Origin of the sequence: Nostoc cycadae WK-1 (assembly GCF_002897135.1) — a bacterium.
Taxonomy (GTDB): domain Bacteria; phylum Cyanobacteriota; class Cyanobacteriia; order Cyanobacteriales; family Nostocaceae; genus Nostoc_B.
The window spans coordinates 329,055-353,493 of sequence record NZ_DF978421.1; the positions used below are offsets into that span (position 1 = coordinate 329,055).

The window sequence follows — 24,439 nt, forward strand, 5'->3', positions numbered from 1 at the left end:
TAGGTTGATTTTATTGTTACTATTGCCCATAAATATAAATACTCCACTTTTATTCAAAGTGGAGTATTCTGTATAAAGATATAACCTTGAGGCTACAGTTATAGTTAGTTTATTTTGTGAGAGTTTTGTAACTAATCTATAGCTTTTTTAAGTTCATCTTTGATATTTTCTGTGGTGTGAATTACTTGCGCCTCTGCTTGTTTAGCTTTACCTTCAGCTTTATCTGAGGGATTTCCTGTAACTTCACCAATTACTTCTTGCACTTTGCCTTCAATATTTTTTGCAGTGGCTTCTACTCTATTTTCAATACTCATATTTTTTACCTCGACTATTTCTAAACTAAGGAAAAACATACCAGGATCACCTAAGTTTATTTATCTATCAATAGAGAGAACAGTTAATCATCATGGATATCTTTAGACAGATATATACAGAAGTACTGGTATGGAATAGAAAAAAGAATACAGGTCATACGATTTCACTTTATGAATGATACAAATACAGATGTAATACCGTTTCACTTTAAGTTTGATACAAATAGACCGCAGGGGGGCAGAGGGGCGGAGGAGAAATTATTCGTATCATTTATTTAGTGAAATGGTATGAGGGCGTAAATAATTTTGCATAACAATTAGGACAGTTTTATAAAACTTGATTTTAAAGTACGATCGCTTGTGAGAAAATCATCAGACATTTATGCTGAATGATGCGATCGCATTGTGGGGAATTTTCCGTTAAACTTCTGCACAGATGAATATCAGAGGATTAGTTCTCAGCTTGCACTGACAGAAAGTAGCTGAAAGTGAAATACTTATCCTGCTGATGTCTTATGGCTAAAGGCAGATGAAACACCTAAAATCGCGATCGCAAGACCTGCGGAGTTTGTTTGAAAACAACATTACAATCGAATATGTGGCAGAACCTCTCAAAGCTGTGTCATCCCAAGCTGAGGTAGCAGAGGTATTACAGTGGATGCAGGCAAAAGATTTTGATGTTGTCGGCATTGAAACGGAAGACAATATCACTGGTTATGTTGAACGCTCTAGTTTAATCCAGGTAAAATCCGGCAGATGCGGTGATTATCAACGGGTGTTTCATTCCCAAGAACTGATAGCCATTTCCACCCCACTTATGAAGTTACTGCCTATTTTGCGACAAACTCCTCGCTTATTTGTCTTAGATTGCAATCAAGTTAGTGGAATTGTGACTTGTGGCGACTTACAAAAAGCACCAGTGCGAATGCTTCTGTTTGGCTTGGTGACACTGCTAGAAATGAATCTCCTACGGCTAGTGAGACTGTATTATCCTCAAGATTCTTGGCAGAAATTCCTCAAACCAGAACGGATAGAAATTGCTAAACATCTGTGGCGAGAAAGTCAAGAAAGAAACGAAGCCACAGACTTATTAGATTATCTCCAGTTTTGTGACAAACGAGAATTAGTTTTAAACCAACCAGAACTACTTCAGCAACTAGAATTAAAGTCAAAGCGGTTTGGCGAACGCTTCTTAAAATCTGCTGAACAGTTACGCAACCGATTAGCGCACGCGCAAAATTTAGTCACTGGTTCTTCTTGGATAGATTTAATCTCTCTCGCAGAAGCGATGGAAACCTTGTTGATTCGCTGTGAAGAAATCGAGTAATCCTGAACTCAAGTTAATTATTTTAGGACTTACGTAAGAACCCTCTCGAATCCTCTTTACTTCGTGTCCTACCCTTCGGGAAGCCACTTCGTGTCTATGCGTCCTTTGCGGTTTGTTTTTTCATAATTTTGCGTAAGTCCTGTATTTCATAAAAAAACCTCTACGTACCTCTGCGCTAACCTCCCTTCGGGTTCACCAGTCGCCTGCGGAGGGAGACCCTCCCGTAGCGCTGGTTCACCGCGCCACTTTGCGTTGAAAAAAACTATGATTTGGAACAGCCTCACAAATAAACCGTAAAAGTAGAGACACACAATAGCGCATCTCTACTTTTGAACTCAGATGTTAGTTATCTATCTGCAAGTAAATTTTCAACGCTTCATTGACTACTTCCGTCATAGATTTACCTTGACTCGTAGCAGTTTCCTTCAACTTGCTGTAAACCTCGTCATAAAGACTAATCCGAGGACGTGATCTACTTGGTGCAGCTTTCTTTTTAGTTGTGACTACTTGAAGTGGTGTTTCTGGTGTAGTGACGGCGACAGCTTCAGGCTGGTACTGAGCCGCAAATTCTCGAATAGCATCAAAACCAACCCGTGAACAAAAATCCCCAAAGCTTTCATCCGCTTCCCGTGACTTCTGGAAGTAAACAAAAATCGGCTCTAGGAAACTTTCTATGTCATTGTCGTGTAACTTTTCTACAATGGGTTGCGCCAATCTTGTTTGATCTGGTGAACCTCCCAACCACACTTGATAAGATTCTGGGCCACTACCCACAAAACCCAATTCTGCCATGTAAGGACGAGCGCAGCCGTTGGGACAGCCTGTCATTCTTACCACAAAATGTTCATTTTGTAAACCAACTTGATTTAACAGCGCCCGAATGCGTTGTAAAATCCCTGGTATTGCCCGTTCTGATTCTGTGATAGCCAAACCGCAGGTAGGCAAAGCTGGGCAAGCCATTGCATAACGAACTAACGGTTCGATTTCATCGGGGTTAGAAACGACACCGCAACGGTCAAGAATCTCTTGAATGGCTGATTTGTTTTTTGGGTCAATATCGCAGAAAATCAGGTTTTGGTGGGGTGTCAGGCGGATAGGTAGGTGAAATTTTTCGACAATTTCCCGCAAGGCGGTTTTGAGTTGTAAGGAACCTTCATTCTTGACGCGACCATTGTCGATGGAAATACCTAAAAATAACTTGCCATCACCTTGTTCTTGCCAGCCGAGGAAATCCTCATATTTAAGTTCTGGCAATGGTTTGAAGGGGGCGACTGGTTTACCAAAATATTCTTCAACTTTGGCGCGGAATCGATCTACACCCCAATCATTGATTAAGTATTTTAAACGAGCGTGACGGCGTTCAGTGCGATCGCCATAATCTCGTTGAGTAGCCACAATTGCCTTGACAATTTCGTAAACATCTGCTTTGTCTACATAGCAAATCGGGTCTGCTAATCTGGCAAATGTTTCTTCTTTATTGTGGGTTCTGCCTAAACCACCACCTGCAAAAACATCAAATCCTTCCAGTTCCCCTTGAGAATTGGTAATCACGACCAAAGTCAAGTCTTGGGAATATAAATCAATGGAATTATCTCCCGGTACTGTCACAGAAACTTTGAATTTCCGGGGCATATAGTAAGTACCATACAGCGGTTCTTCGCTGTCATGAACAATCGTGCCAGTACCATTACTTTGCCGCGCCGCCTTCACCGCTGGATCTTCTTCCGCACTGATGGCTTTTTCCCCATCCAGCCAAATTTCGTAATAAGCACCAGTTTGGGGTGAGAGCAAATCAGCAATATTTTGGGCATATTCCCAAGCATACTTATATTCAGGGCGATTTTTGAAGGGAACTGGTGGAGCCATAACGTTACGATTAATGTCACCACAAGCGCCCAAAGTCGAACCGAGATTTTTGACAATAGTCGCAATGGCGGCTTTGAGGTTCTTTTTTAAAATTCCATGCACTTGGAAACCCTGACGAGTGGTCGCCCTTAATGTATGGTTGCCATATTCATCAGCCAGCTGATCTAAAGCCAAATATAGTTGCGGCGGTACGAACCCACCAGGATTCTTTGTCCGCAGCATAAATTGGTAATCTTTCTCCTGTCCCTTCACGCGATTATCGCGGTTATCCTGCTGGTAGGAGCCATGAAACTTGAGGATTTGGATCGCATCTTCAGTAAAATGAGTAGTATCCTCAAGGATCTGCGTTGCTACAGGTTCACGCAAAAAATTACTATGTTCTTTGATGCCTTCTACTTTTGAGGGCTTACGGCTGGTAGGTGAGGGAGGAGCAGATTTAACCATGAGAGTTGTATAGTATTCTCAATAAAGCAAGGATGAAAGCCAAAGCTAAGTTATTGGCTCATTGATTCCCGGTAATCCGGTCGGAAATATGAGGAATACGACAATTGTAACACGGCAAAAAGCCGGCTTTGTCGATAGTTTTACACTTAACAAAACCAGCATATATAAGTAGGTGGTATAAATCAACTTAAAGTTTGTTGGTTTTCGTTGACTTTTACCGATAAAGTCTGATCTTCCATCAACATTCAAAGTTCAACAACACCATTCATCATATTGGGCTGCAATTCCACCAATTTACTTCATAGCTAATCAACAAAAGGCAAAAGAATTACAAATTATTATCTTTACCTGTTGATGTCTTTCGATTGCCGAACATCTAAAAATGTGAGAATTAATCAGAAAAATTGTGCCTACGTAAAAATTAAATTCTAACTTGTGACAGAGCAAGTTATTTAAAGCGATAACCAATACCACCATTGATGCTAACAGCAGAAGCCGGACTATTTTGATAAGCACGTAGTCCAACTTTGGCATTTGTATAGATGAGGAAGTTATTAGCAACTTCTGATTCCACACCAGCACCTACTACTACTGCATCTCGATTACCTAAAGGACTAGGTGAACCATCTTTATCCAGAAAAGAATAGCCACCAGTGATAAAGGCGTTAGTTCTATTAGCAATTGGCACGTCTAAAGAAACTTCTGGGATGATAGTACTCGTCTTATCATTCCAGAGAACATTACCGCGTGCAGAAATCGGGAGGCTTCCTAATTTCACTCTACCTGTGAGATTACCGCCAAAATTAGCGGCATCATTGTTGAGTCCGCCGTTGGTAACGCCAGCTGCAACACCCGCACCAACATAACTAGCATCAGTACCTTTTTTCTGTTCAGCAGCAGCTTGACCAGCGTTCATTACAAGAGGCGCAATCACTAAAGAAGACAATGTAGAAATTGCCACGAAAGACTGAAGTAAACGTTTCATATTTTTGCCAATCTTTTGAATTTTTGCTGTTATATACTAGGTCGAAAGTTGTGTAAAAAGGTTCCAGATAATTTTCAATATCTATGAAGTTATTGTTGTTATTGATGCCGAAGAGTTGATAGTAAATTTACTCTTTGATTTTGCATAAAATTTTCAGATATACGCAGCAATTCTGATCTAAACCGGACATTTATCTAGAGTAGGCGCTTGAAGAACTGTCACATTCTAGAGATAAAAATTGATTTTTTTTAGCATGAATTATGCAAATTTGATGATTTGGAAATTTTCACTAAGACATGACAATTGCCTGTAACGGTAATAGCAATAAGCTATGGCAGAAATATATAAAGTTAATTAATCAGAATTCAGTCCCTATTGGGCTAACTGTATTCTGGCTGTGAAATTTTGGCGTTTTTCGTGGAGATGGCATAATGCTAACCGCTACACAAACGTTGTCTGGTTTGATGGGTTTATGTGTCGGTGATGCCTTGGGTGTCCCTGTGGAGTTTACTAGCCGCGCTGAACGAATGAAATTCCCAGTCACGAAGATGCTAGGTTACGGCACATGGCATCAACCGCCTGGAACTTGGTCAGATGATAGCTCCTTAACGTTTTGCTTGGCAGAAAACCTTTGTCGCGGATATTCCTTAGATGATATAGCTTTGTCGTTCTGGCGGTGGTACAAGCAAGCTTACTGGACTCCTAGGGGGGAAATCTTTGGTATTGGTCAGAGTACCCATGCAGCTATTATGCGGATTAACCAAGGAGTTCCACCTTTAGAAGCTGGGGGAACCAGCGAAATGAGCAATGGTAATGGTTCTTTGATGAGAATTTTACCAATGGCTTATTGCTATGAAACCTTAGATTTCCCGGAATTGATTTCACGAGTGCATCAGGTGTCTTGTATTACTCATGCTCATGTGCGATCGCAAATGGCCTGCGGCATTTATACTAGTATCGCCATTGAACTACTGCAAGGTGCTGACTTGCCCACAGCTTACACTCAAGGCTTAGAGAAAATTCAACCTATTTATTCTGCACCACAATTCCTAGAAGAAATGCCCTATTTTGCAAGAGTATTTAGTGGTGAAATAGCCAGCTTACCAATTGAAGAGATTAAATCTGGTGGCTATGTCATTGACACACTAGAAGCATCGTTATGGTGTTTGTTAAATAGCGCGTCTTATGCAGAAGCAGTATTAAAAGCTGTTAATTTAGGTGGACACACAGATACAACTGCGGCTGTGACTGGTGGGTTAGCAGGAATTTATTACGGTATTGAGGGTATACCTCAACTATGGGTGAATCAAGTTGCTCGCAAACAAGACATCGTGAATTTAGCGAAGCGGTTTAATTTAGCTGTGTACACTCACAATTAGGGAACAGGTGACAGGGAACAGGTAAGTAAATAGTGTTCATTCCTCCTGCCTCCTGCCTCCTGCCTTTTAATTAAAGGGCAGACAAAGAGTAAACTTGACCATCAATTAACAGTCTGGTAATGCCTTTGGCTTGGAGATGAGTCCGAGCCTTATGGAGCATTCTACTATCAGGAACTTTAATCACGCGATCGCGCTTTGTTGAAAAACGCTTGGCCACGCGGTGGTTATCAAAGATTGGTAAAGTTCTTTGCTGAGTTTCTAGAGTCGGAATTTGCCCCAAATCACCAAAGTCCTTGAGTGGCCGGGTAATTAGCTCTGCTGAACGGTCAATTACCAAATAACAAGTTCTTGGCAAATTGGCTGCCGACAATGGTAAAACTTGAACTGGTGCTTCACCTAACCTGCGTCTAGTAACTAAAGGTCTTGATTCTTCAAAGTCATCTTCATCCTCCTCATAATCTTCATCATCTAAATCGTCGTCATCTAAATCATCTAAATCATCTAAATCTTCAGAGTCATCCAGCAATTCTTCGCCCAGCATTTCGGCGAAAGCAGCAACTTTTGGCCGTTCCTCATCCAATATTGGACTAGGAATGCTAGGAATTTCCGGTGGTTGTTCTGGCGGAATGTCTATTTTTCTAACTAATCGTGGCTTTGGTTTTTCTGTTGGCGCTGAAGAACGTCGCCGTACTCTTCTAATAGCGGAATTTGAGTCCTCTGAATCTTCGTCTGGTTCTTGTTCTGTCTCAATGATTGTCTCCTGCAATTTGAGCTTGGGCAACTCTAAAGGTTTGCTTTCGCTTTGAGGAAGTTCTATTTCCGGCTCTTTGTTAATCAACAAAGGCAATTGCTCATAGTTTACCTGCGCCCTACCTTCAGGAGTGCGAGCAGCCCGTTTCAAAGAAACTAGGTATTCGTACTCATCCTCTGGTAAGGTACTTTTGAGCAAGCGACTAATTGTTGAGTTACTCACGTCATAGCGTTCTGCTAAAGTCGATGTCGTTTCAGCAGTCTCTCGATATAACTTAAGAATTTCTTGTTTATCTGAATCTGTTAGTTTTCTCACGGTAGACACCAAATCTATGCTCGTTTACGTCCACGCTCCCGGCGAGTCCGGCTCAATGATGCGTCATGTTCTAGGACTGCGCCCATACCGAATAACACTCCACTAAATACCCAAAACACTTCTAATATGTCTCCACTTTGGTAACTAGGCCCTTGAGCGAATTTAAACCACATATCTGCAATGTAAAGCGAAAAGGCCGCCGCTGCAATCATTCGCCAAGATTGAGCCACCCGTCCTCCCCAAAAAGCTAAGAGTAAGGTTGTAGCAATAATCAGCAGCACTACATCACTAACTACATAAAACCAATTCAAAATCGCAGCGAGTAATTCTGTTGGTGTTGTTTGTTGCATCGAAATCCACCATGCCACCAAACTGCCGAACACTCCTATTGCTGATACAATCAGCCATTGCCATTTTTCGAGATTAATGCGTCTTGATGCCACAGCTAAAATCATGCCTACGCCCAGGGAAATATAAGTCAATACAAAAAACACATCGCCAATCGATACATCTGGTTCTTCTTTTAAAATTATTTCTGTATAGCCAAAAAATATCCCTCCCAGGAAATAAGAAAGCATACCAATGGCAATTGCCAACCACACATTTCGACTGCTGACGATTTGGGGGCTACGCCAATTCCTTAAGCATAAAATACCAGCACCCAAGTAAGCTAACGCTTCAAAAATATTTGTGCCAATCACATACCATTCGGCACGACTTTCTACGCCGTTGGCTCCTGGAATTTTAGCACTAAATAGCAAAAAATATAATAGTGCAGCTACAGCCCAGGCAATCCCGGCCAAAATAATATTGCGATTACTGAAGATGGATTTAGAACTTAGAGAATTATTGTTGTATGAGCTACTCATAAGAATTGACTATGTATATGCACGCGGGAAGTTTGAAGTTTGTAGACGCTTTTAGCGGCTTGCAGTACCCCTACGGGGAAGCAAGCTACGCGTAGGTCTCCCTTTGGGAGAAGGCTAGTCTGAAGTCTGAAGGATAAAGTACTATAGAGGTTTCAGACTTTATCCTTCATAATTCATACTTTTTCATGCTATTGCCAGAGTTTACTCAGTGAAGATTGGTTTAACCAAGAGATAAATAGCGATCGCTCGCCATCTGCCATATCCTGTAACCTATCTGCTACTTTGTTGGCAAAATTGGCATTACCAAAATAGGTTTTCCCTAGCTTGTGCAGTTCTTGTAAAAAAGTTGTTACATGATTTTCTTGCCAAGCAGGAAGTTTCGTTCCTTCTAGGGGATCTATTGTCACTAAGTGTTTAACTGATTCGGGGGAAGAAGTTTCGGGAAATTTCTGCTGTCGCAAAACTTCGCCCAGATCTTTTTCAAATAATGTTAGTTGTTTAGCGCCTAAAAACTCTTCAATATCCAAATGAACAGCTTGCAGCAGCAAAATACTGGCTTGGATGAGTATTCCTGTTTTGTTATGACCACCAGTATCACCATCTAGCTGTTCTAAGCGGATTTTACCCCAGATGCTAAAACGATCTGGTTCTTCTAACAAGACACAAGCTTTGCCGCGATTATCTGTCAAATCTCTCCACAAGGCGCGAGCTTCTTCTTCTTGATTAGCTTTAAATAAACTAATCAGCCGAAAGGTTTGCCCCTGATAATGGAGGATCGGCACTTGCTGATCCCTTTTTGGGTGCTGAATGCTCGATATTTCAACATCCTGCCGTTTGAGAATAAACATGGCACTAGCAAATAACTCCTCACAGGGGCTTTGTGGATATGCGATCTATAATCTGATTTAGTAACATCGCCAAGAGTGCGATTACTTAGCATATTTTTGGGGTAAGCTGTGCGATCGCTCTTTAGCCACCTTAGTGTAAGCTACCCAAAGGATATCTCCACTAAAATGCAAATAACCAGCCTCGACCACCCAATATAGCTAATCAATGATTGATTTGCTTTGTTCGACTAGCATCTTAGCCTTGCCATAGCAAATCTGCAATTTTTGATTGCTTATTGCTGGCGATAACGATATAATTGTATAGATGACTCTTTTCAGAGCCATAATTTTATGTTGGGCGCGTAGCTCAGTGGATAGAGCAATTGCCTTCTAAGCAATCGGCCGCAGGTTCGAACCCTGCCGCGCTCGTTTTAAGTTAAAGAAAAAATCTTAAGCCAAGTCATAACATTAACACTTAAGTGTGTGGAGTATATCTAGGTAAGGTGATTCGTAAGATTTCCTTATTTCTTTATCTGCTACGCATAATTTATTCAATATTGAGGCACTAGGTTGTTCTTAACCTTGGCTGTGCAGAGAATTTAGCAAATTGAAGTAACCATTGTTAGCGTTATTTTATTTACCTTTAAATGACTAAAATTTAAAGTAAAATTGCTGAATATAATCCTGTTTAAATTACATTTGTCTCAATTCTAAGTATATCTTTACAAAAAGAAATAACATATAAATAAAATTTTTAGAGACTATTAATAAGCTAAGTATCATAAATTACTAATATTAAATTTAGAGAAAATAAAGGGTTTTTTAGTATAAATATCCAATAACTATCATTATTTTCATAAATCCTTTCCCTAAACTTAAATTACTAAGAATATATAAGTCTGGCAATCGATTTTAATTTTATAAATAAAATATTTTTGAAACAAAAAAATATTTGGTAATTATTCTCTACTTTATTATAAAATGAGTGCAAACAAAAATTGTAGCGATATTCGCCTGCATATCATAGGCTAAAAAACGCTGGTAGACCAGTCATTTCTACTGAATCTACAGTAGTTTAGGGTTAGCAGCGCAAGCAAAGCTTGGGTGAAAAGCTAGTCAAATATAAGGCAAGTGTAATTCATCATTATTTAGCCGTCTACCTCAACAGAGTTGAGGAAAATTTTTTGCATCTATCTGGTCATTTTATCAAGATTAATGACTTAGCTCATTGTGCTTGATTCAAGCTTCTGAATTTTAATTCGTTTTAACGGCATCCTGCTATTTGGATGCTAATTTCAAAGTTTACAAATTTATATTTGTAAACTATTTGCACACATTTACCCCGAAATTAAATATTATGAATGACTTTCAGTTTATTCGGACTGTCTGCATCTTAGCGGTAGCCTATCTATCGAGTATTTATTTGTGGTTAGCATTTTACCAACACACAAATGAATAACAAGACTACTAGAACAGGTAATTTAATAATGAACAAGGTCTAATTAACTTTAGGCCTTGTGCCACTACAATAGTCAGCCTCAAATTTTAAAATTATTTGAGTTATTGGTAACTTATTTATTGGAAATATGATGCTTTTATTACCAGAAATTATGAAAGATAAAGAAATACAAATTGGCTTATTTGGTTTGGGGTTCGGTATTTTTATATTATTTGTAACTCTGTCAAGTTTATCCTTAATAAAATTATTTCTGATTAAGTTAAACTTTATCCAGATTGATGATATATGTCAAAAGCTATTTAAACCGAATAAAAGTTTATTAATTGTTGTAAGTTTAATCGGATTTATTGAGATTGTTGCGTTATTAATGCCGAATAACTATTGGACAAACTCATTAGAAATTATTGTTAGTTTAAGTTTAGCGATCGCCGGAAGTTGGTTAGCAGCACAGATATTTAAAAACTTCTTTGATTTTTATTTACTAAATGCTGCATTTAAGAGTGGGCAAAAAATCAGTAGTGAGTTACTCATTCTTTTAAGATGGGTAGTTAATATTAGCATTATTGTGACAGCAATTCTAATTTATGCTCAAACGCATAAAATTAATATATTAGGGTTATTAGCAAGTTTAGGAATTGGTGGTTTAGCAGTAGCCTTTGCGGCGCAAAAAACTTTAGAACAAATTCTTGGTGGTATTGTTCTTTATCTTGACCGGCCATTTGTAATTGATGATTATATAGGACTACCCGATGGTACTTTTGGCAGAGTTGAATCTATCGGATTAAGATCCACACGCATTAGAACTTCTGGTAAAGGTACTGTGATGATAGTTCCTAATAGTGCTTTGACTCAATTGAATATTGAGAACTTCACTGGTGCGAAGAAAGTCATGTCTATACTTTATTTGACATTCTATCGAGCGATTAGCAGTGAAGAACGCGCCTTAATTCGTCAAGTAATTCTCGATAGTACTAATGATATTTTTGGTATTGATTCACGGAATACAGAAGTAACATTTAAGAATGTTAATCATTCAGGAGAACTAGACAAAACTCAAGCACAAGTCACTTTCTTTATTTTGGGTTCTGGTGATGTTTCAATGGAATTACGCCGTCAGCTTTTAGATTTAGCTACTCAAACTATGACTCAGTGTTTGAAAGAGTATGGTATTGCTTTCGATATAGAAGAACCAACAATTTATGTAGACTCACCGATTACGATTTAGAGATAATGATAAATATTTACCAATTTATTTTGAGCTTGTTTCAGCGTGAAACCACAATATTAGTCTTATCTAAGTTTGGCATATTTCTAGGGCTTATTTTTCTGTCTTTGTTGGCAGGAAGATATACTCCAACATTCGTCAGAATCATTACTCAAAGGTTTGCACCCCAACAAGTAGCCAGCATTTATAATAATCTGGTCGAACCTTTAAGGAACTTATTTAGAATTGCTGGGACTTTAATTTTAATTTCATTATCTTTAGCATGGATCGAAGATTATCACTCAATCTATAATTTATTATCTCCAATTGTTGATTTATCTGTAATTATTAGCATTGCATGGCTATCTTCTCGCCTCTTTCGCCAATTTCTTCGTTCTTATGGGATTGAAATAGTCAGAAAATTTGGTCGTGAAGTCGATGAATTACTTTTAGTATTTGAAACTTTGGCAAATGTCATTATTGGATTTATTGCTGTTTTAGCTTTTGCCCAAAGTCAACAATTTAATTTAATTGGTTTATTAACTGGCTTAGGAATTGGTGGTTTAGCTGTGGCTTTTGCTGCCCAAAAAACCTTAGAACAGTTACTCGGAACTATTGTTTTATATTTGGATAGACCCTTTGTGCCAGGGGAATATATTCGTTTACAAAAATCTAACCAAATTCCTGAAGGTTTGTTTGGCAGAGTAGAGTCAATTGGAATTAGATCAAGCAAGATACGTACTGCGGCTAAGAGTACATTATTTATTATTCCTAATTCCATATTGGCAAACTTAGAAATTGAAAATATTACTCGTGGTAAAAAAGTGATGGTATTACTTTACCTCGATTTTTTACATATCCTGCAAGAAAAAGAACAAGCTTTAGTACAACAGGTAATTGTTGAGAGTACTAATTCTCTGTTTGGGATTGACCCAGGAAGTACTAGTATTACTTTTTTAAATCATCAAGATGAGCAGCAGTTCACGCGCACAAGAGTAACATTTTTTATTTTGGGTTCTAGTGAAAATTCTCTACAATTGCGTAAACGGCTGTTAGAGTTGGCTAATGAAAAAATCTCTAAAAAGCTATTTAATCATGGTATTGAATTCAAGCTGCAAGAGCCGACTATTTATGTTGAATCACCTGTGACTATTTAATTACAGAGAAACACAGATAATTTATCTGTGTTTCTCTGTGGTGCTTGCTCCGCATAGGAGTTGCTCTGCAATAGTTAAGTTCTGTAACTATTGCAACGCAGAAATTTCAGTTAATACGCTATCTAACTCAATAGTATTTGCCCAAGCAGGAACACTAACTTCTGGCGTACCTATAACCATCGTGGTTTCTTGGCGCAAGTCGAAGTCATACCACTCATTACGCCATTTTAAGCGAAACTGGAGGCGAGTCCAGGTAGGAGGTAGGTTGGGGCAAGCTACAGGGCCAAATTGCGTCATCCGCACACCGCCAAAGCCATAGACTACAGACTGCCAAACTCCTCCCGCACTAGCGGCGTGAATGCCTTCTGCTGCATTGCGTCTGACATCTTCCAAGTCTACTAATGCCGCCCGTAAAAAGTGAGTGTAGGCTTCAGTTGGTTGATTTAAGTCACAAGCTAAAATGGCATGAATTGCCGGGCCTAGGGAAGAACCGTAGGTGTGGTCGGTGCGTTGGCTGTAATATTCCCAGTTACTAGCCAGGGTTTTATGGTCGTAGCGCTGACGCAGCAAGTACAACAGCATCAACACATCCGGCTGCTTGAGAATTTGTTTTTGGCTGGTGGCTTCAATTCCTAACAGACCTTGCAGAGATTTGGTACGAGGTTCGTAGTCAGCGAGGTTAACATCTTCTAGTTCAAAAAAGCCTTCAAATTGCTCGATTAAACCTGTTGTTTCATCTTGGTTAACAAATATGCGTTCTTGAATTTCTGCCCAACGATGCAGACGTTCTGTAGTTAAGTTCAATTGTTGCACTAACTCTGAAGATTTTTCAGGATAAGCTTGCTTGAACCAGTCCCAAAGCGCCAATGCAGATTGTAAATGCCACTGTACCATGAGGTTGGTAAAGGCGTTATTATCGACGCGATCGTGGTTTTCATCAGGGCCGATGACATCTAAGATATCGTAGCTGTGGCGTTCTTCGTTCCAGTCCACGCGGCTTTCCCAGAAAACTGCCGTATCGAGAATAATTTCTGCGCCATAGTCACGCATCCATTCATCATCGTCGGTAATTTGCCAGTAGTGCCAAACTGCATAGGCGACATCAGCAGTAATATGTACTTCAATGTCACCGCACCAAATACGTACTAACTCGCCGTTCGCGCCAGGAACCCAACGAGGCGTGACTTCATCACCGGTTGTGGCACTTTCCCAGGCAAACATAGCCCCTTGATAGCCGGCTTCTTGGGCTTTACGCCTTGCTCCTGGTAAGGTGTGATAGCGGTATGTGAGTAGGTTACGGGCTAAGGCTGGTTGAGTGAAGGTGAGAAAAGGCAGAATGAAAATTTCCGTATCCCAAAAGATGTGGCCGGAATAGGCAAAACCAGAGAGGGTTTTTGGTGGGATGCTGACTCGGTTATCGTGTCTGGGTGCAACAGCCAGGATTTGAAAAAGATTATAGCGGACAGTTAACTGAGCTTGGCGATCGCCTTCAATCACAATATCGCTGTCTTGCCAAACTTCTTCCCAAGCGGCAATGTGTGCTGCTAATAAGGTACTATACCTTGGTTCATCGGCTAGTCTATATAAAGCTGAAGCTATGGGAAGCTTACATTCTCTGGAAGTAAACACAGTAACAATCTTTTCTACTGTCACCGTTTGGTGTGGCGTACACTCTAGAGTTGTTATTAAGACTGGTGAACCAGAAGCATTTTCGACAAAAATAGGTGCATGATCATCACCATCGACAACCAACTTAGCAGCCATCCCCAGGTTAATGCCTGAGTGCAGAGTTTTGCTTTGCTGCCAAATTATTTGATCTAACCCACCTTGGTGTACAGTTTGCCAATGGGGAACACCTGCGGTTCTTGGTTCAGCATCAAATCCCGCTGTGACGGTAATTTCCCCAGTAAAATCAATAGATGTGATTTGACAACGAATAGCCAAAACATGTTGATCTGCTAAACCTGCAAAACGCTCAAAATGTAAATCTAGGGTATGACCTTGAGGACTGCGCCAACGCACATCACGACTCAGCAAACCTAAACGCAAGTCTAACCGACGCTCATATTGCAGAATCTCTCCAGAATCCATACTAAAGCGATCGCCTGCCACAGTCACCACCAATGGCAACCAGTTAGGACAGTTAACCAGTTCTGTATAAGCAATATTTACATCATCATAAACACCATTAATTAGCGTTGCTGCGCTATCTTGTGTATATCCTTCTTCAAAGCTTCCCCGCGTTCCTAAATAGCCATTACTGAGGGTAAAAACTGTTTCTTTGTGATGTAGCTGTTTTGGCTCAAATTTTGTTTCAATAACGTTCCAGTTATTAGCGTCAAGCAGTTGCTGAGTATCTATCGAATTACCAAGAGATTCGCCGTCGAGCATGAGTAATTAAACCTACAATTCCAATGGTGGTTGTCAATAAGATGAAATCTATTTCTAGGAGGTAAAATTATTTGGCTACTTCTCTTCAAAGCAGATGTTTGAATTTGGTTTCACCAGCAAAGATTGACATTCATTATATAATAATGTTCTTTATTTCATCCCTCTCTAGCTAGATTTTATTAATAGCTCAGATTTATGCCAAAAGATTAAGACACCACATCAATTGATACATTTATTTATTTAAAGTGTAAATATAAATTGTTTTAGTAAATAAGTTTAATTATTAATTAATAGTATGTAGTTAACTAATTAACATCACACACATCTATATATCTAAATAAAGGTGTCTAGACATTACATTTTTGTCTAAACACTGTCATACATTTTTTAGCAAGCAGTCTGTTCAATATCTTCATGCTTGGTCTGTTCATAGAATTACAGCACCAAAATTTAAACCTGCAAGTTCACCGCGTTAAAGTGATTTCTCTTTGATGGCGGTGTCCACAGCTATAAGTTTTTACCAAAAACTCAAGAAAACTTAATCTAAAATGCCTAGCATTAAATTTTGCTATCTGTTAGCCAGCATAAATCATTTACTTAAGCGTACATTTACTGAGGTTTTGCCGATTTAATCGTTATTAATATATATGTAATATTCGGGGTATTTAAAATGACAAATCTGCCTATTCAGTGTGCAAATTTAAAAGAGCAAGTAGAATTAATTTTACAACTTTTACAGCAAGAACCTGCTTTACGTTCTCAAGATATCACACCAGCACAAACTTCTTTAGGCAAGGCAATATCTCCGAAATTTGAAATTGTGTTTGCAGGTGCATTTAGTGCAGGTAAATCTATGCTAATTAATGCACTACTAGAGAGAGAATTACTTTATAGTGCTGAGGGACATGCTACAGGTACAGAATGCAAAATTGAGTATGCAGAAGTTGATCAAGAAAGAGTAGTTCTCACATTTTTAAGTGAAGCTGAAATTCGGGAACAAGCAAGTTTTTTGTGTCAACAACTAGGATTTGTCACAGCAGCGAATATCAATCAAAGTGAAGTCAGTAATTTACTAAATCAAGGCTGTGAAGTAATTATTCAGCAAGAAGGTGGTGAAAGTAGATCTGAACGAGCCAAACAAGCTAAAGCATTAATTTTATTACTAACAGGATATGACGAGAATTGTGAGCATATTCACACAGTTAATAATGCCACATATTCAATGGAAAAATTTAACTTTTCCAATTTGAAAGAAGCTGCGGGATATGCACGTCGTGGAAGCAATAGTGCGGTTTTAAAGCGAATTGAATATTATTGTAACCACCCTCTATTAGAAGACGGTAACGTTATTATTGATACACCAGGAATTGATGCACCAGTAGAGAAAGATGCACAGTTAACCTATAGTAAAATTCAACATCCAGATACATCAGCCGTGGTGTGTGTACTGAAACCTGCATCGGCTGGTGATATGACCAAAGAAGAAACGACAATGTTAGAAACAATGCGGGGAAATGGAGGAATCCGCGATCGCGTCTTTTATGTCTTCAATCGCATTGACGAAACTTGGTACAATACCCAATTAAGGCAGCGATTGGATGATTTAATTAGCAGTCAGTTTCGGGATACCAGCAGAGTTTATAAAACTAGTGGCTTACTCGGTTTTTACGGCAGTCAAATTAAACAGACAAGTTTACAGAATAGGTTTGGCTTAGATTCTATTTTTGCCGAAAGTGTTAAAGGTTTAAATGGACAGGAAGAAACACCACAATTTGTTTACGCATTTAATAATTACTGTGTGACTTCTGGTAAGCTTTCTCATACCAATTTTCGGATTTCTCTGAATGGTTTTGAAACGCCAAATGAAAATTATCTACGGATTTTATCTCAGCAGGGTATACCTTTAATTAATCAGCTAATTCTTGATAGTGGAATTGAGGAATTTCGGGCAGCAATTACCCGTTACCTCACAGAAGAAAAGCGTCCGCTGCTGTTTCAAAATCTCGCCGATGATTTAGAAGATATTTGTATTAAGTTGAAAAAAACTTATCAGTCAGATTATCGAGATTTAGACAGTCAACCACGAGAAATTGAAGCGATGAAGTCGCAGGAATTACAGCGGCTTAATCAACAACTACAACAAATAGGTAAAGAGTTTAACCAGCATTTAATAGAAGAAGTTAACCAAATAAATAATCAGGCTTGTGATGCTTTTGAAACAGACTTTCGCCAATTGCAATCACGCATGATTAGACGGTTAGATGAATTGCTAGATACTTTTTCTGTAGCTGATGCTTATCGACGTGCTACTCTCAGTCATTTGCGTAATGCAACTGCACCATTAATTGCGATTTTAGTAGAGGCATTTTATTATTTATCAAATCAATTAGAAGATATTTTAGTAAATTCCTCTGAACAATTAGTGGCGAATTTATTCCAAAGGTTGATGGAAACAATTCGGAAGACAGAATACTATCGTCAGTTATATCGCTTGTTGGGTAATGATGGTGGGATTGAACAAAAGATAAAAGCTATTGAAAAACAGGTATCATTAGCCTTAGTTAGTGCAGCGAGTGTAGAATGCGATCGCTTCGTTCGAGAAAGTCCTAGATTTTATGATGAAGGTACTTTTTCGATTTATCAGTTTCGTCAAACTTTGCAGCAAACTTCGCAAAGTTATGACAGTGAAAGTATGGTAGAAGCTGAACCAGCAATTAGGCAATTATTAAAGTTAGATTTTGAACCCAAAGTTTCCCATACAATTCGCAAATCTTTCCGCCAAACTATCAATCAAATACTGAAAAAGCAGTTGCTTCCAATGGCGGAAAATCAAGCTGATGAAATTTTACAACAGTATCCCCAGGCGCGTGTTTATTTAGAGCAGACTTTACAACACGAAGCAGAAGAGAAAATTTCGCATAATCGCCGCTTACTCAGTACTTTAGAACAAAAAATTGAGAGTTATAACGCCGCAGTATCTGGAATTAATAGTTGTTTGCAGGCGATGCAATTATATGATTATTTACTGCCAGTGATTAATCTGAGTGAATTAGATGTGGTTGAAAAGATTGCGGCTAGTAATGGTGTGGTAATTTCTGATGGTTTATTAGATGGTGTGGCACAAATGTAGGCTTGATTAACCGCTAGATTTTGGTAGGTTGGGTTAAGCGATAGCGAAACCCAACAAATAATGTATGTTTTGGTTTTTGTTCAATTGTGTAGTTTCATAATTATATTTTCAGAGAATAAATATATGGAATATAACTCTTATCTAAAAGAAGCTAACGATGATGAAGTTTTAGAATTCGGCTCTTTGCTATGTAAATTAGGTAAATTTAAACAAATTATAAATTCAGCTTTATCACAAAATCTTTCAAGAATAATTAATGATAAATTAAAAGAGGAAGGACTAAATTTAAAAGTGCGTTATGCAACTGGAAGAAGAAATTCAGATGGTACAAATAAATATGAATTGACTGAACCAAATTGGTATAAAGGAGATGTTAATTGCCAAATTTTGAAAATTGGTACAAACAAAGGCTGGCAAAACGGAAAGTTTAGAATCAAAATAATCTTAGAATTTTGTGCTGATGAAGCAGAAATTGAACAAATACCAGAAATCACAAAATCCGAATCGCCGCTTGATGATCTGCGTCGCAAAATTGATGAAGTAGATTCATGAATTCTTCAAGAAGCCTACAAATATGAAAATATCGAAATTAACGACAAAATTTTTGCTTAGTTTATGCAAAATAGAGGTTGATATGAAAGATTTATATAAGTCACTAGAATGTAATAATGATGATGTTGTAGAAATTGGGGAGAATACTTATAAAATCGACAGATTTAAAAAAGCTATTATTCAATCATCAAAGAATTCTTTGGAAGAAGAATTAGATAATTACGGAGTCGAAATACCATGTATGAAATTTACCAAGAAGGTATAGATTGCCAAATACTAAGACTAGGTTCTCAATGTTAGAAAAAAGGAAAAGTTAAATTCAAACTCACTGTTGAGTTCTATGTTGAAGAAGATGTAGCAATAGAAATTGCAGAACCAGAATCGCCTCTTGATGATTTACGCCGCTTGATTCACGAGGATAATTTATGAATAAAACGCCACGTATTCGCATTCCACCAGAAGTAAGACAATATGTATTTCAACGTGATAAATATCAATGTCAAAGCTGTGGTAAGACGGCGGAAGACACTAATTTGACTATTGACCATATTATTCCTTTGGCGCAGGGTGGTCAAAACGATATCAGCAATTTGCATACTCTTTGCTTGACTTGTAATCAAGTAAAATCAGACAAAACAGATCAGCGTTTTCGACGACGTTTTCAAAGTTAGGCTAATCTAGAATAGGCTGTTAGTTTTTAATTTGTATGTCTCGAAAAGTCAACAGCAATTCCCGTAGATTTGCTAAACTTAGAACCACAGTATTTTATTTTTTAGCGGCGATCGCAATTTTAGCCGCAGCCTTTCCTAAGCTATATGAAATTAAGACGAAAGCTGGAATTAACATATCAAGTAGGTATCACGCAGGCTCTTTTTTAGAAAAGCATACTCTTGGGTTATTTCGGTGTGAATGGCTTTATCCGTATCACTGCGATCGCCACAATGGAAAAGTTTAACGGTTAAAGTATAATATTCCTAAATCAAAATACCCGAATTATTGAATAATTCGGGTATCTGAGTAAAAAAGTTACTGACAAATTTAAAATTATTTTTTTTCTAAACAGCGCCACTTTTTCTATTAAATAAAATAGCAACAGTTTTAAAAATTAACTTTAAATCGTACAGCAAACTCCAATTTTTTTGATATTGCAAATCGAGTCGAATGACATCTTCAAAGCTGCGGACTGTAGACCGCCCATTAACTTGCCATTCTCCAGTCATTCCTGGCTTTACATCTAAACGTTGCCACTCTGGTACTTCATAACGTTCAACTTCATCAGGTGTTGGTGGTCTAGTGCCTACTAAACTCATATCACCTTTTAAAACGTTCCAAAATTGTGGCAATTCATCTAAACTGGTGCGGCGTAAAAATCGCCCTACCTTGGTAATTCTGGGGTCGTTTTCATTTTTGAAAAATGCACCCTGTACTTGATTTTTCACTAAAGCTTTTTTGGCTTCCGCATCTACACACATAGAGCGAAATTTCCAAATCTTAAACCGTTTACCCATCCAGCCACAGCGGGTTTGACTAAATAAAATCGGGCCAGGATCATCGATGGTAATAGCAACCACAATGGGAATTAATAAAACTCCTGTAATTACTAAACCTACTAATGAGCCAACTATATCTATCAAGCGTTTCATCCACGAGGCTATGGAGGGATGAGTGGTGGGAAGTGGCTCTGGTTTACGAGAACTATTTTTAGGCGCTTCTATGACGCTTTTCGCTTCTATCAATGCTGCGTCGCTACTAGACTCTATCGGAAAAACTTGATCTAATCCTGTCAGGGTTAGCACCGCCATTACTTGAGGGGTAACATTCCGCAGAATTATCGTAATTCCTTGTTCTTGGGCAGTTTTGTAATTACTGACCAGAGCGCCTAAACCACTACTATCCATAAAAATAGTTTGCTGAAAATCAATAATGATTTTCTGGGGATATGGGTTTGCTTGGGTTAAGTCTTGGCAGGTTTGCTTAAAGCCGACTGCTTCCAGCACGCTTAACCGCGGAGATACCTGCACTATCGCCGTTTCATTTAGGGAAGTAACTGGGAAATTTACCTCTGTGGGTTGGCTAGTCATGAAGCTCTGCACTTTCGTTGCCATGTAAATTTAATCTGCCAAACATGATTGTGTCCTAGAAAATTAATTAACCTCACATTTACAGGGTAAGCATAAAGACTGATTGTTAGTTATCTGGGGTGAGCGCCGAGATTGCCAAGGACGATTCACAATAGAACAAGAACTAAAAAATGTACTTGTTTTTGTATCGCCACAGTGCGATCGCTTTGCCACTAGCCCATGACTGCTAACATTACAGTTGAACCTACCGCGCGTCTGATTGAGGTCTTTTCTGCTATTCAAGGGGAAGGATTGAATGTCGGGACACGTCAAATTTTTATTCGCTTTGCTTTGTGTGACTTGCGCTGTCATTTTTGCGATAGCTCCCACACATGGAATGCACCCACTACCTGTAAGGTAGAACGATCACCTGGATTACGAGACTTTGAAATTCACTCTAATCCCGTCCCCTTAACCATATTACTCGAATGGATTAAACGTCAAAATCTACCGTTGCTACACGATAGCATTAGCGTAACTGGCGGCGAACCCCTTCTACATGCCCCTTTTTTGCATGAATTTCTGCCCCAAGTGCGATCGCTTACTGGTCTACCTATATACCTAGAAACTGGTGGACATCGCCCAGATCAACTGGCAATGATTTTGCCTTACCTAGACTCTGTTGGTATGGATTGGAAACTACCCAGTGTCAGCGGTGAGACTTATTGGCAAGCTCATGCAAAATTTCTCCAATTATGCCACAACAACCCATCTGTGGATGTTTTTATCAAGATAATTATTTCGCAAAGTACAAATCCAGATGAGTTAAAACAAGCTGCTTTATTGATAGCAGATATCAATCCAAATATCCCTGTCTTTTTACAACCTGTCACACCTTTACCCGTTTCGGAACAATTTACTCCTACACCCATACTTGCCCCAAATCCTGATCAAGTGCTGATGTGGCAAGTGTTGATGAAAAAGTTTGTGCCTCATGTCCGGGTTGTGCCGCAAACTCATAAAATGCTCAATCAACTATAAAGATTGCTGAGTTTTCCGTAGTGTAAAACTTTGATGAAGATTTTCCCGGATCAACACCGTAATTTATTAAGTAACTATGTGACATTAACTACCTTAATTTTTCGTTAATCTTTCTTTAATCTAGAAGTCCAAAGCTGAAAAAACTGTGTCCTTTTGGGAAATGTACATGATTTCGGTAAAGCATTGGATTTCTGGATTCAGCCTTTCGCTGATAACTGCCGTAATTAGTATTACAGGCTCGGCAACCACGGCTCACGCTCTTTCTCTGGTTAATGGCATCACAATTCCGGCGAATAGTACAGATTTATCTTCATCTAATACCAATAGTGCTAACACTAATCGCCTAGGGTTTTTCTCTGACTTGTACTACGATCGCTACAACAATGTGTATTACAGCCTAGCTGACCGCGGCCCTGGTGGTGGTGTAATCAGCTACAACCCAAGGGTACAAAAATTTTCTTTAGATGTTGACCAAAACACAGGTGCAATCAGTAATTTCCAGTTATTAGACACTATTCTCTTCACCCAAAATGGTCAAAACTTTAACGGTTTAAATCCTGGAATACTGAATGGAAATGCTAGTGTTCTTGGCCGCAGCTTTGACCCAGAAGGATTTGCGATCGCACCGAATGGGAATTTCTACGTTTCGGATGAATATGGCCCTTCTGTATACGAATTTAGCCAGACGGGTTCCTTTATTCGGGCATTTAACACCCCTAGTAATTTGATCCCCAGACAGAGTGATGGCACAATTAACTACGTTGATGGTCGTCCAACCATTTCCACTGGTCGCCAAGACAATCGCGGCTTTGAAGGCGTAACCCTCAGCCCAGATGGTAGTAGACTATTTGCTATGCTGCAAGACCCGTTAGTTAACGAAGGTTCCCCAGATGGACGGCGCAGCCGCAATTTACGGATAGTCGAATTTGACACCAACACTGGTAATAGTACGGCTCAATACCTCTATCAGTTGGAAAGCTTGGCAGATATTAATGCCCGTGTAGCTGATAATACTTTTGGTGCTAATTCCCAAGGGCGAAATATTGGTATTAGCTCCATTACAGCCTTAAACAACAATGAATTTTTAATTCTGGAGCGAGATAATCGCGGTATAGGTGTAGATGATCCCACAGGTGCAATACCAGTCGCCAGCAAACGCATCTACAAAATTGACCTGACTGGTGCAACCAATGTGGCTGATATTAGCTTGACAGGTACAAATAATTTACCGGATGGAGTTACACCTGTTAGTAAGACTTTGTTTGCGGATATTGCCGAATTTCTAAGAAATGCTGGACAACCCATTCCCGAAAAATTTGAAGGTTTAGCGATCGGGCCGCAACTTGTTGATGGTTCTTACGCCTTAATAGTAGGTACAGATAATGACTTCAGCGTCACTCAAAATGGTGATAATGTGCAGTTTGATGTTTGTACAGATGGGACTAACTTCTCTCAAGTCCCCATTGACAGCGGTTGTCCCACAGGACAATCTCTAATTCCTACTTTTGTTTACGCTTTTAAAGGCAGTCCACAGGAATTAGCTGGATTTGTGCCACCACAAAGAGTCCCAGAACCAACCACAACTGCTGCACTAGTTTTAATGGCTGCTAGTAGTTTCTTTGTGAAGCGACAGTTTAAATCTATGCAAAAGTAAATAAATTCTTGTTTGGGTGGGTATTGCCCACCCAAGATAATTCTCTGCGGCTACATTTCGCTATCTTCTGGAGAGCGAGATTTAGCTTTTGCCTTGTTGGCACTACGTTTGAGGGCAGAAAGTCGTGCTTCATAACGAGACCGTTGGCGTTTGCTGGGAGTAGTATCAATTAAACTTTTCAAAGCACTACCAAGACTTTTGTAGGCATTAGGTAGACTGTAACCAAAGCGAGTTGCTAGTGCGATCGCTTTTTCATCAGCATCCAGCAATTCTCGCATTTGCTTTTCGCCATTATTCTTTTGATAAAGTCGCCAACCAGAAACGCCACATAGCGCTAAAGCTAACACCAACAACAATCCATCTTGTACCCACAACTCACCCACAGCACCGCCTAAACCAATAGCTAATGCTGCCATTTCCCAACCATCTTTGGGAATTGTGTCCATTTGAATGCGGGCAACTTCATGCCAGAACAGCAGATTACGCTGATCCATTGCGAGAGCATCCCATTTCACCAAGTCAATTTGAATTTCTACTTGGTCTTTACCAATTTCTTCGCTGCGGATCAGGGGTGGATTGACCTCAGTTGTGCCTTCAACTGTGACCCAGCTTTGTAATTCTGGTGGTAGTAAGCCTTTTAATCGCCGGAGTTCACTCATTTCTGCTTTGGCAGAGGAGGTTGCATAGGATGTCATAAAATCCAGCCCTAGAAAA

General features: G+C 39.2%; 20 protein-coding genes, 1 tRNA gene and 1 pseudogene. 13 read left to right on the forward strand and 9 right to left on the reverse strand.

What is annotated here, in order from left to right; translation table 11 throughout:
• Positions 1-131: 131 nt before the first annotated feature.
• Entirely contained in the window at positions 132-314 is a 183-nt protein-coding gene (locus NCWK1_RS01320) for a CsbD family protein (protein WP_096582057.1), read from the reverse strand.
• Positions 315-843: 529 nt separating this feature from the next.
• Between NCWK1_RS01320 and NCWK1_RS01325 the strand changes: the two genes are divergently transcribed.
• Positions 844-1,641 (forward strand): hypothetical protein, encoded by a 798-nt coding sequence (locus tag NCWK1_RS01325; RefSeq protein ID WP_096582055.1) that lies wholly within the window; start codon positions 844-846, stop codon positions 1,639-1,641.
• A gap of 342 nt (positions 1,642-1,983) precedes the next feature.
• Here the strand turns inward: NCWK1_RS01325 and sir are convergent, their stop codons facing one another.
• A complete protein-coding gene (sir, locus tag NCWK1_RS01330) occupies positions 1,984-3,951 on the reverse strand; it encodes a sulfite reductase, ferredoxin dependent (protein WP_103123440.1) in 1,968 nt (655 codons plus the stop codon).
• A gap of 448 nt (positions 3,952-4,399) precedes the next feature.
• The gene (locus NCWK1_RS01335) at positions 4,400-4,936 is read right to left on the reverse strand and encodes a porin family protein (RefSeq protein ID WP_096582049.1); all 537 of its coding nucleotides are present in this window, start codon (positions 4,934-4,936) and stop codon (positions 4,400-4,402) included.
• A 431-nt stretch (positions 4,937-5,367) separates the two neighbouring features.
• Between NCWK1_RS01335 and NCWK1_RS01340 the strand changes: the two genes are divergently transcribed.
• On the forward strand, positions 5,368-6,315 hold the full coding sequence (locus NCWK1_RS01340; protein ID WP_103123441.1) for an ADP-ribosylglycohydrolase family protein: 948 nt from the start codon (positions 5,368-5,370) through the stop codon (positions 6,313-6,315).
• Positions 6,316-6,385: 70 nt separating this feature from the next.
• Here the strand turns inward: NCWK1_RS01340 and NCWK1_RS01345 are convergent, their stop codons facing one another.
• The 3 genes from NCWK1_RS01345 to NCWK1_RS01355 all read right to left on the reverse strand — a co-directional run bounded on the left by NCWK1_RS01345 (position 6,386) and on the right by NCWK1_RS01355 (position 9,098).
• Positions 6,386-7,381, reverse strand: coding sequence for a transposase (locus NCWK1_RS01345; RefSeq protein WP_103123442.1), 996 nt, complete (start codon positions 7,379-7,381; stop codon positions 6,386-6,388).
• Between the two features lie 14 nt (positions 7,382-7,395).
• Complete coding sequence (locus NCWK1_RS01350; protein ID WP_103123443.1) at positions 7,396-8,250, reverse strand: hypothetical protein; 855 nt, start codon at positions 8,248-8,250, stop codon at positions 7,396-7,398.
• Between the two features lie 188 nt (positions 8,251-8,438).
• Positions 8,439-9,098 carry an Npun_F0813 family protein gene (locus NCWK1_RS01355; RefSeq protein ID WP_096582039.1) on the reverse strand — a complete coding sequence of 220 codons (660 nt, stop codon included), beginning with the start codon at positions 9,096-9,098 and terminating at the stop codon, positions 8,439-8,441.
• Between the two features lie 335 nt (positions 9,099-9,433).
• Here NCWK1_RS01355 and NCWK1_RS01360 point away from each other — a divergent pair.
• The 3 genes from NCWK1_RS01360 to NCWK1_RS01370 all read left to right on the forward strand — a co-directional run bounded on the left by NCWK1_RS01360 (position 9,434) and on the right by NCWK1_RS01370 (position 12,897).
• Positions 9,434-9,506: transfer RNA gene (locus NCWK1_RS01360), tRNA-Arg, on the forward strand.
• Between the two features lie 1,157 nt (positions 9,507-10,663).
• Positions 10,664-11,761 (forward strand): mechanosensitive ion channel family protein, encoded by a 1,098-nt coding sequence (locus NCWK1_RS01365; RefSeq protein WP_096582037.1) that lies wholly within the window; start codon positions 10,664-10,666, stop codon positions 11,759-11,761.
• A 5-nt stretch (positions 11,762-11,766) separates the two neighbouring features.
• Complete coding sequence (locus tag NCWK1_RS01370) at positions 11,767-12,897, forward strand: mechanosensitive ion channel family protein (RefSeq protein WP_103123444.1); 1,131 nt, start codon at positions 11,767-11,769, stop codon at positions 12,895-12,897.
• A gap of 87 nt (positions 12,898-12,984) precedes the next feature.
• Here the strand turns inward: NCWK1_RS01370 and NCWK1_RS01375 are convergent, their stop codons facing one another.
• Complete coding sequence (locus NCWK1_RS01375) at positions 12,985-15,288, reverse strand: glycoside hydrolase family 65 protein (RefSeq protein ID WP_103123445.1); 2,304 nt, start codon at positions 15,286-15,288, stop codon at positions 12,985-12,987.
• A gap of 670 nt (positions 15,289-15,958) precedes the next feature.
• Between NCWK1_RS01375 and NCWK1_RS01380 the strand changes: the two genes are divergently transcribed.
• The 6 genes and pseudogenes from NCWK1_RS01380 (at position 15,959) to NCWK1_RS01400 (ending at position 19,925) form a co-directional block, all read left to right on the forward strand.
• The gene (locus tag NCWK1_RS01380; protein ID WP_103123446.1) at positions 15,959-18,418 is read left to right on the forward strand and encodes a dynamin-like GTPase family protein; all 2,460 of its coding nucleotides are present in this window, start codon (positions 15,959-15,961) and stop codon (positions 18,416-18,418) included.
• 123 nt (positions 18,419-18,541) lie between these two features.
• Positions 18,542-18,970 (forward strand): KGK domain-containing protein, encoded by a 429-nt coding sequence (locus NCWK1_RS01385; protein WP_103123447.1) that lies wholly within the window; start codon positions 18,542-18,544, stop codon positions 18,968-18,970.
• 82 nt (positions 18,971-19,052) lie between these two features.
• Positions 19,053-19,235 (forward strand): KGK domain-containing protein, encoded by a 183-nt coding sequence (locus NCWK1_RS30350; protein ID WP_281259075.1) that lies wholly within the window; start codon positions 19,053-19,055, stop codon positions 19,233-19,235.
• Between the two features lie 86 nt (positions 19,236-19,321).
• Positions 19,322-19,399: pseudogene (locus tag NCWK1_RS30355) on the forward strand (hypothetical protein); the annotation flags it as partial.
• On the forward strand, positions 19,396-19,641 hold the full coding sequence (locus tag NCWK1_RS01395; protein ID WP_103123448.1) for an HNH endonuclease: 246 nt from the start codon (positions 19,396-19,398) through the stop codon (positions 19,639-19,641). The pseudogene NCWK1_RS30355 and the gene NCWK1_RS01395, both read left to right, overlap by 4 nt.
• A 35-nt stretch (positions 19,642-19,676) precedes the next feature.
• Complete coding sequence (locus NCWK1_RS01400; protein ID WP_103123449.1) at positions 19,677-19,925, forward strand: hypothetical protein; 249 nt, start codon at positions 19,677-19,679, stop codon at positions 19,923-19,925.
• 100 nt (positions 19,926-20,025) lie between these two features.
• On the opposite strand, the gene NCWK1_RS01405 is transcribed toward NCWK1_RS01400, so the two are convergent.
• On the reverse strand, positions 20,026-21,075 hold the full coding sequence (locus NCWK1_RS01405; RefSeq protein ID WP_103123450.1) for an anti-sigma factor antagonist: 1,050 nt from the start codon (positions 21,073-21,075) through the stop codon (positions 20,026-20,028).
• A gap of 195 nt (positions 21,076-21,270) precedes the next feature.
• On the opposite strand from NCWK1_RS01405, the gene NCWK1_RS01410 reads away from it, so the two are divergent.
• Together NCWK1_RS01410 and NCWK1_RS01415 are read left to right on the forward strand one after the other, a co-directional pair.
• Positions 21,271-22,071: a 7-carboxy-7-deazaguanine synthase QueE gene (locus NCWK1_RS01410; RefSeq protein ID WP_103123451.1), complete on the forward strand. Its 801-nt coding sequence runs from the start codon at positions 21,271-21,273 to the stop codon at positions 22,069-22,071.
• Positions 22,072-22,237: 166 nt separating this feature from the next.
• Positions 22,238-23,725, forward strand: a complete 1,488-nt coding sequence (locus NCWK1_RS01415; RefSeq protein ID WP_103123452.1) for an esterase-like activity of phytase family protein — start codon at positions 22,238-22,240, stop codon at positions 23,723-23,725.
• Between the two features lie 50 nt (positions 23,726-23,775).
• Here NCWK1_RS01415 and NCWK1_RS01420 read toward each other — a convergent pair whose 3' ends face one another.
• Positions 23,776-24,420: a DUF3318 domain-containing protein gene (locus tag NCWK1_RS01420; RefSeq protein ID WP_096582016.1), complete on the reverse strand. Its 645-nt coding sequence runs from the start codon at positions 24,418-24,420 to the stop codon at positions 23,776-23,778.
• Positions 24,421-24,439: the final 19 nt, after the last annotated feature.

Bases quoted from the DNA above. Each gene is read 5' to 3' on its own strand.
- NCWK1_RS01335 (WP_096582049.1), bottom strand. From the start codon at position 4,936: ATGAAACGTTTACTTCAGTCTTTCGTGGCAATTTCTACATTGTCTTCT.
- NCWK1_RS01320 (WP_096582057.1), bottom strand. From the start codon at position 314: ATGAGTATTGAAAATAGAGTAGAAGCCACTGCAAAAAATATTGAAGGC.
- NCWK1_RS01380 (WP_103123446.1), top strand. From the start codon at position 15,959: ATGACAAATCTGCCTATTCAGTGTGCAAATTTAAAAGAGCAAGTAGAA.
- NCWK1_RS01400 (WP_103123449.1), top strand. From the start codon at position 19,677: ATGTCTCGAAAAGTCAACAGCAATTCCCGTAGATTTGCTAAACTTAGA.
- NCWK1_RS01420 (WP_096582016.1), bottom strand. From the start codon at position 24,420: ATGACATCCTATGCAACCTCCTCTGCCAAAGCAGAAATGAGTGAACTC.
- NCWK1_RS01385 (WP_103123447.1), top strand. From the start codon at position 18,542: ATGGAATATAACTCTTATCTAAAAGAAGCTAACGATGATGAAGTTTTA.
- NCWK1_RS01350 (WP_103123443.1), bottom strand. From the start codon at position 8,250: ATGAGTAGCTCATACAACAATAATTCTCTAAGTTCTAAATCCATCTTC.
- NCWK1_RS30350 (WP_281259075.1), top strand. From the start codon at position 19,053: ATGAAAGATTTATATAAGTCACTAGAATGTAATAATGATGATGTTGTA.
- NCWK1_RS01405 (WP_103123450.1), bottom strand. From the start codon at position 21,075: ATGGCAACGAAAGTGCAGAGCTTCATGACTAGCCAACCCACAGAGGTA.
- NCWK1_RS01355 (WP_096582039.1), bottom strand. From the start codon at position 9,098: ATGTTTATTCTCAAACGGCAGGATGTTGAAATATCGAGCATTCAGCAC.
- NCWK1_RS01410 (WP_103123451.1), top strand. From the start codon at position 21,271: ATGACTGCTAACATTACAGTTGAACCTACCGCGCGTCTGATTGAGGTC.
- NCWK1_RS01415 (WP_103123452.1), top strand. From the start codon at position 22,238: ATGATTTCGGTAAAGCATTGGATTTCTGGATTCAGCCTTTCGCTGATA.
- sir (WP_103123440.1), bottom strand. From the start codon at position 3,951: ATGGTTAAATCTGCTCCTCCCTCACCTACCAGCCGTAAGCCCTCAAAA.
- NCWK1_RS01340 (WP_103123441.1), top strand. From the start codon at position 5,368: ATGCTAACCGCTACACAAACGTTGTCTGGTTTGATGGGTTTATGTGTC.
- NCWK1_RS01395 (WP_103123448.1), top strand. From the start codon at position 19,396: ATGAATAAAACGCCACGTATTCGCATTCCACCAGAAGTAAGACAATAT.
- NCWK1_RS01375 (WP_103123445.1), bottom strand. From the start codon at position 15,288: ATGCTCGACGGCGAATCTCTTGGTAATTCGATAGATACTCAGCAACTG.
- NCWK1_RS01325 (WP_096582055.1), top strand. From the start codon at position 844: ATGAAACACCTAAAATCGCGATCGCAAGACCTGCGGAGTTTGTTTGAA.
- NCWK1_RS01370 (WP_103123444.1), top strand. From the start codon at position 11,767: ATGATAAATATTTACCAATTTATTTTGAGCTTGTTTCAGCGTGAAACC.
- NCWK1_RS01365 (WP_096582037.1), top strand. From the start codon at position 10,664: ATGATGCTTTTATTACCAGAAATTATGAAAGATAAAGAAATACAAATT.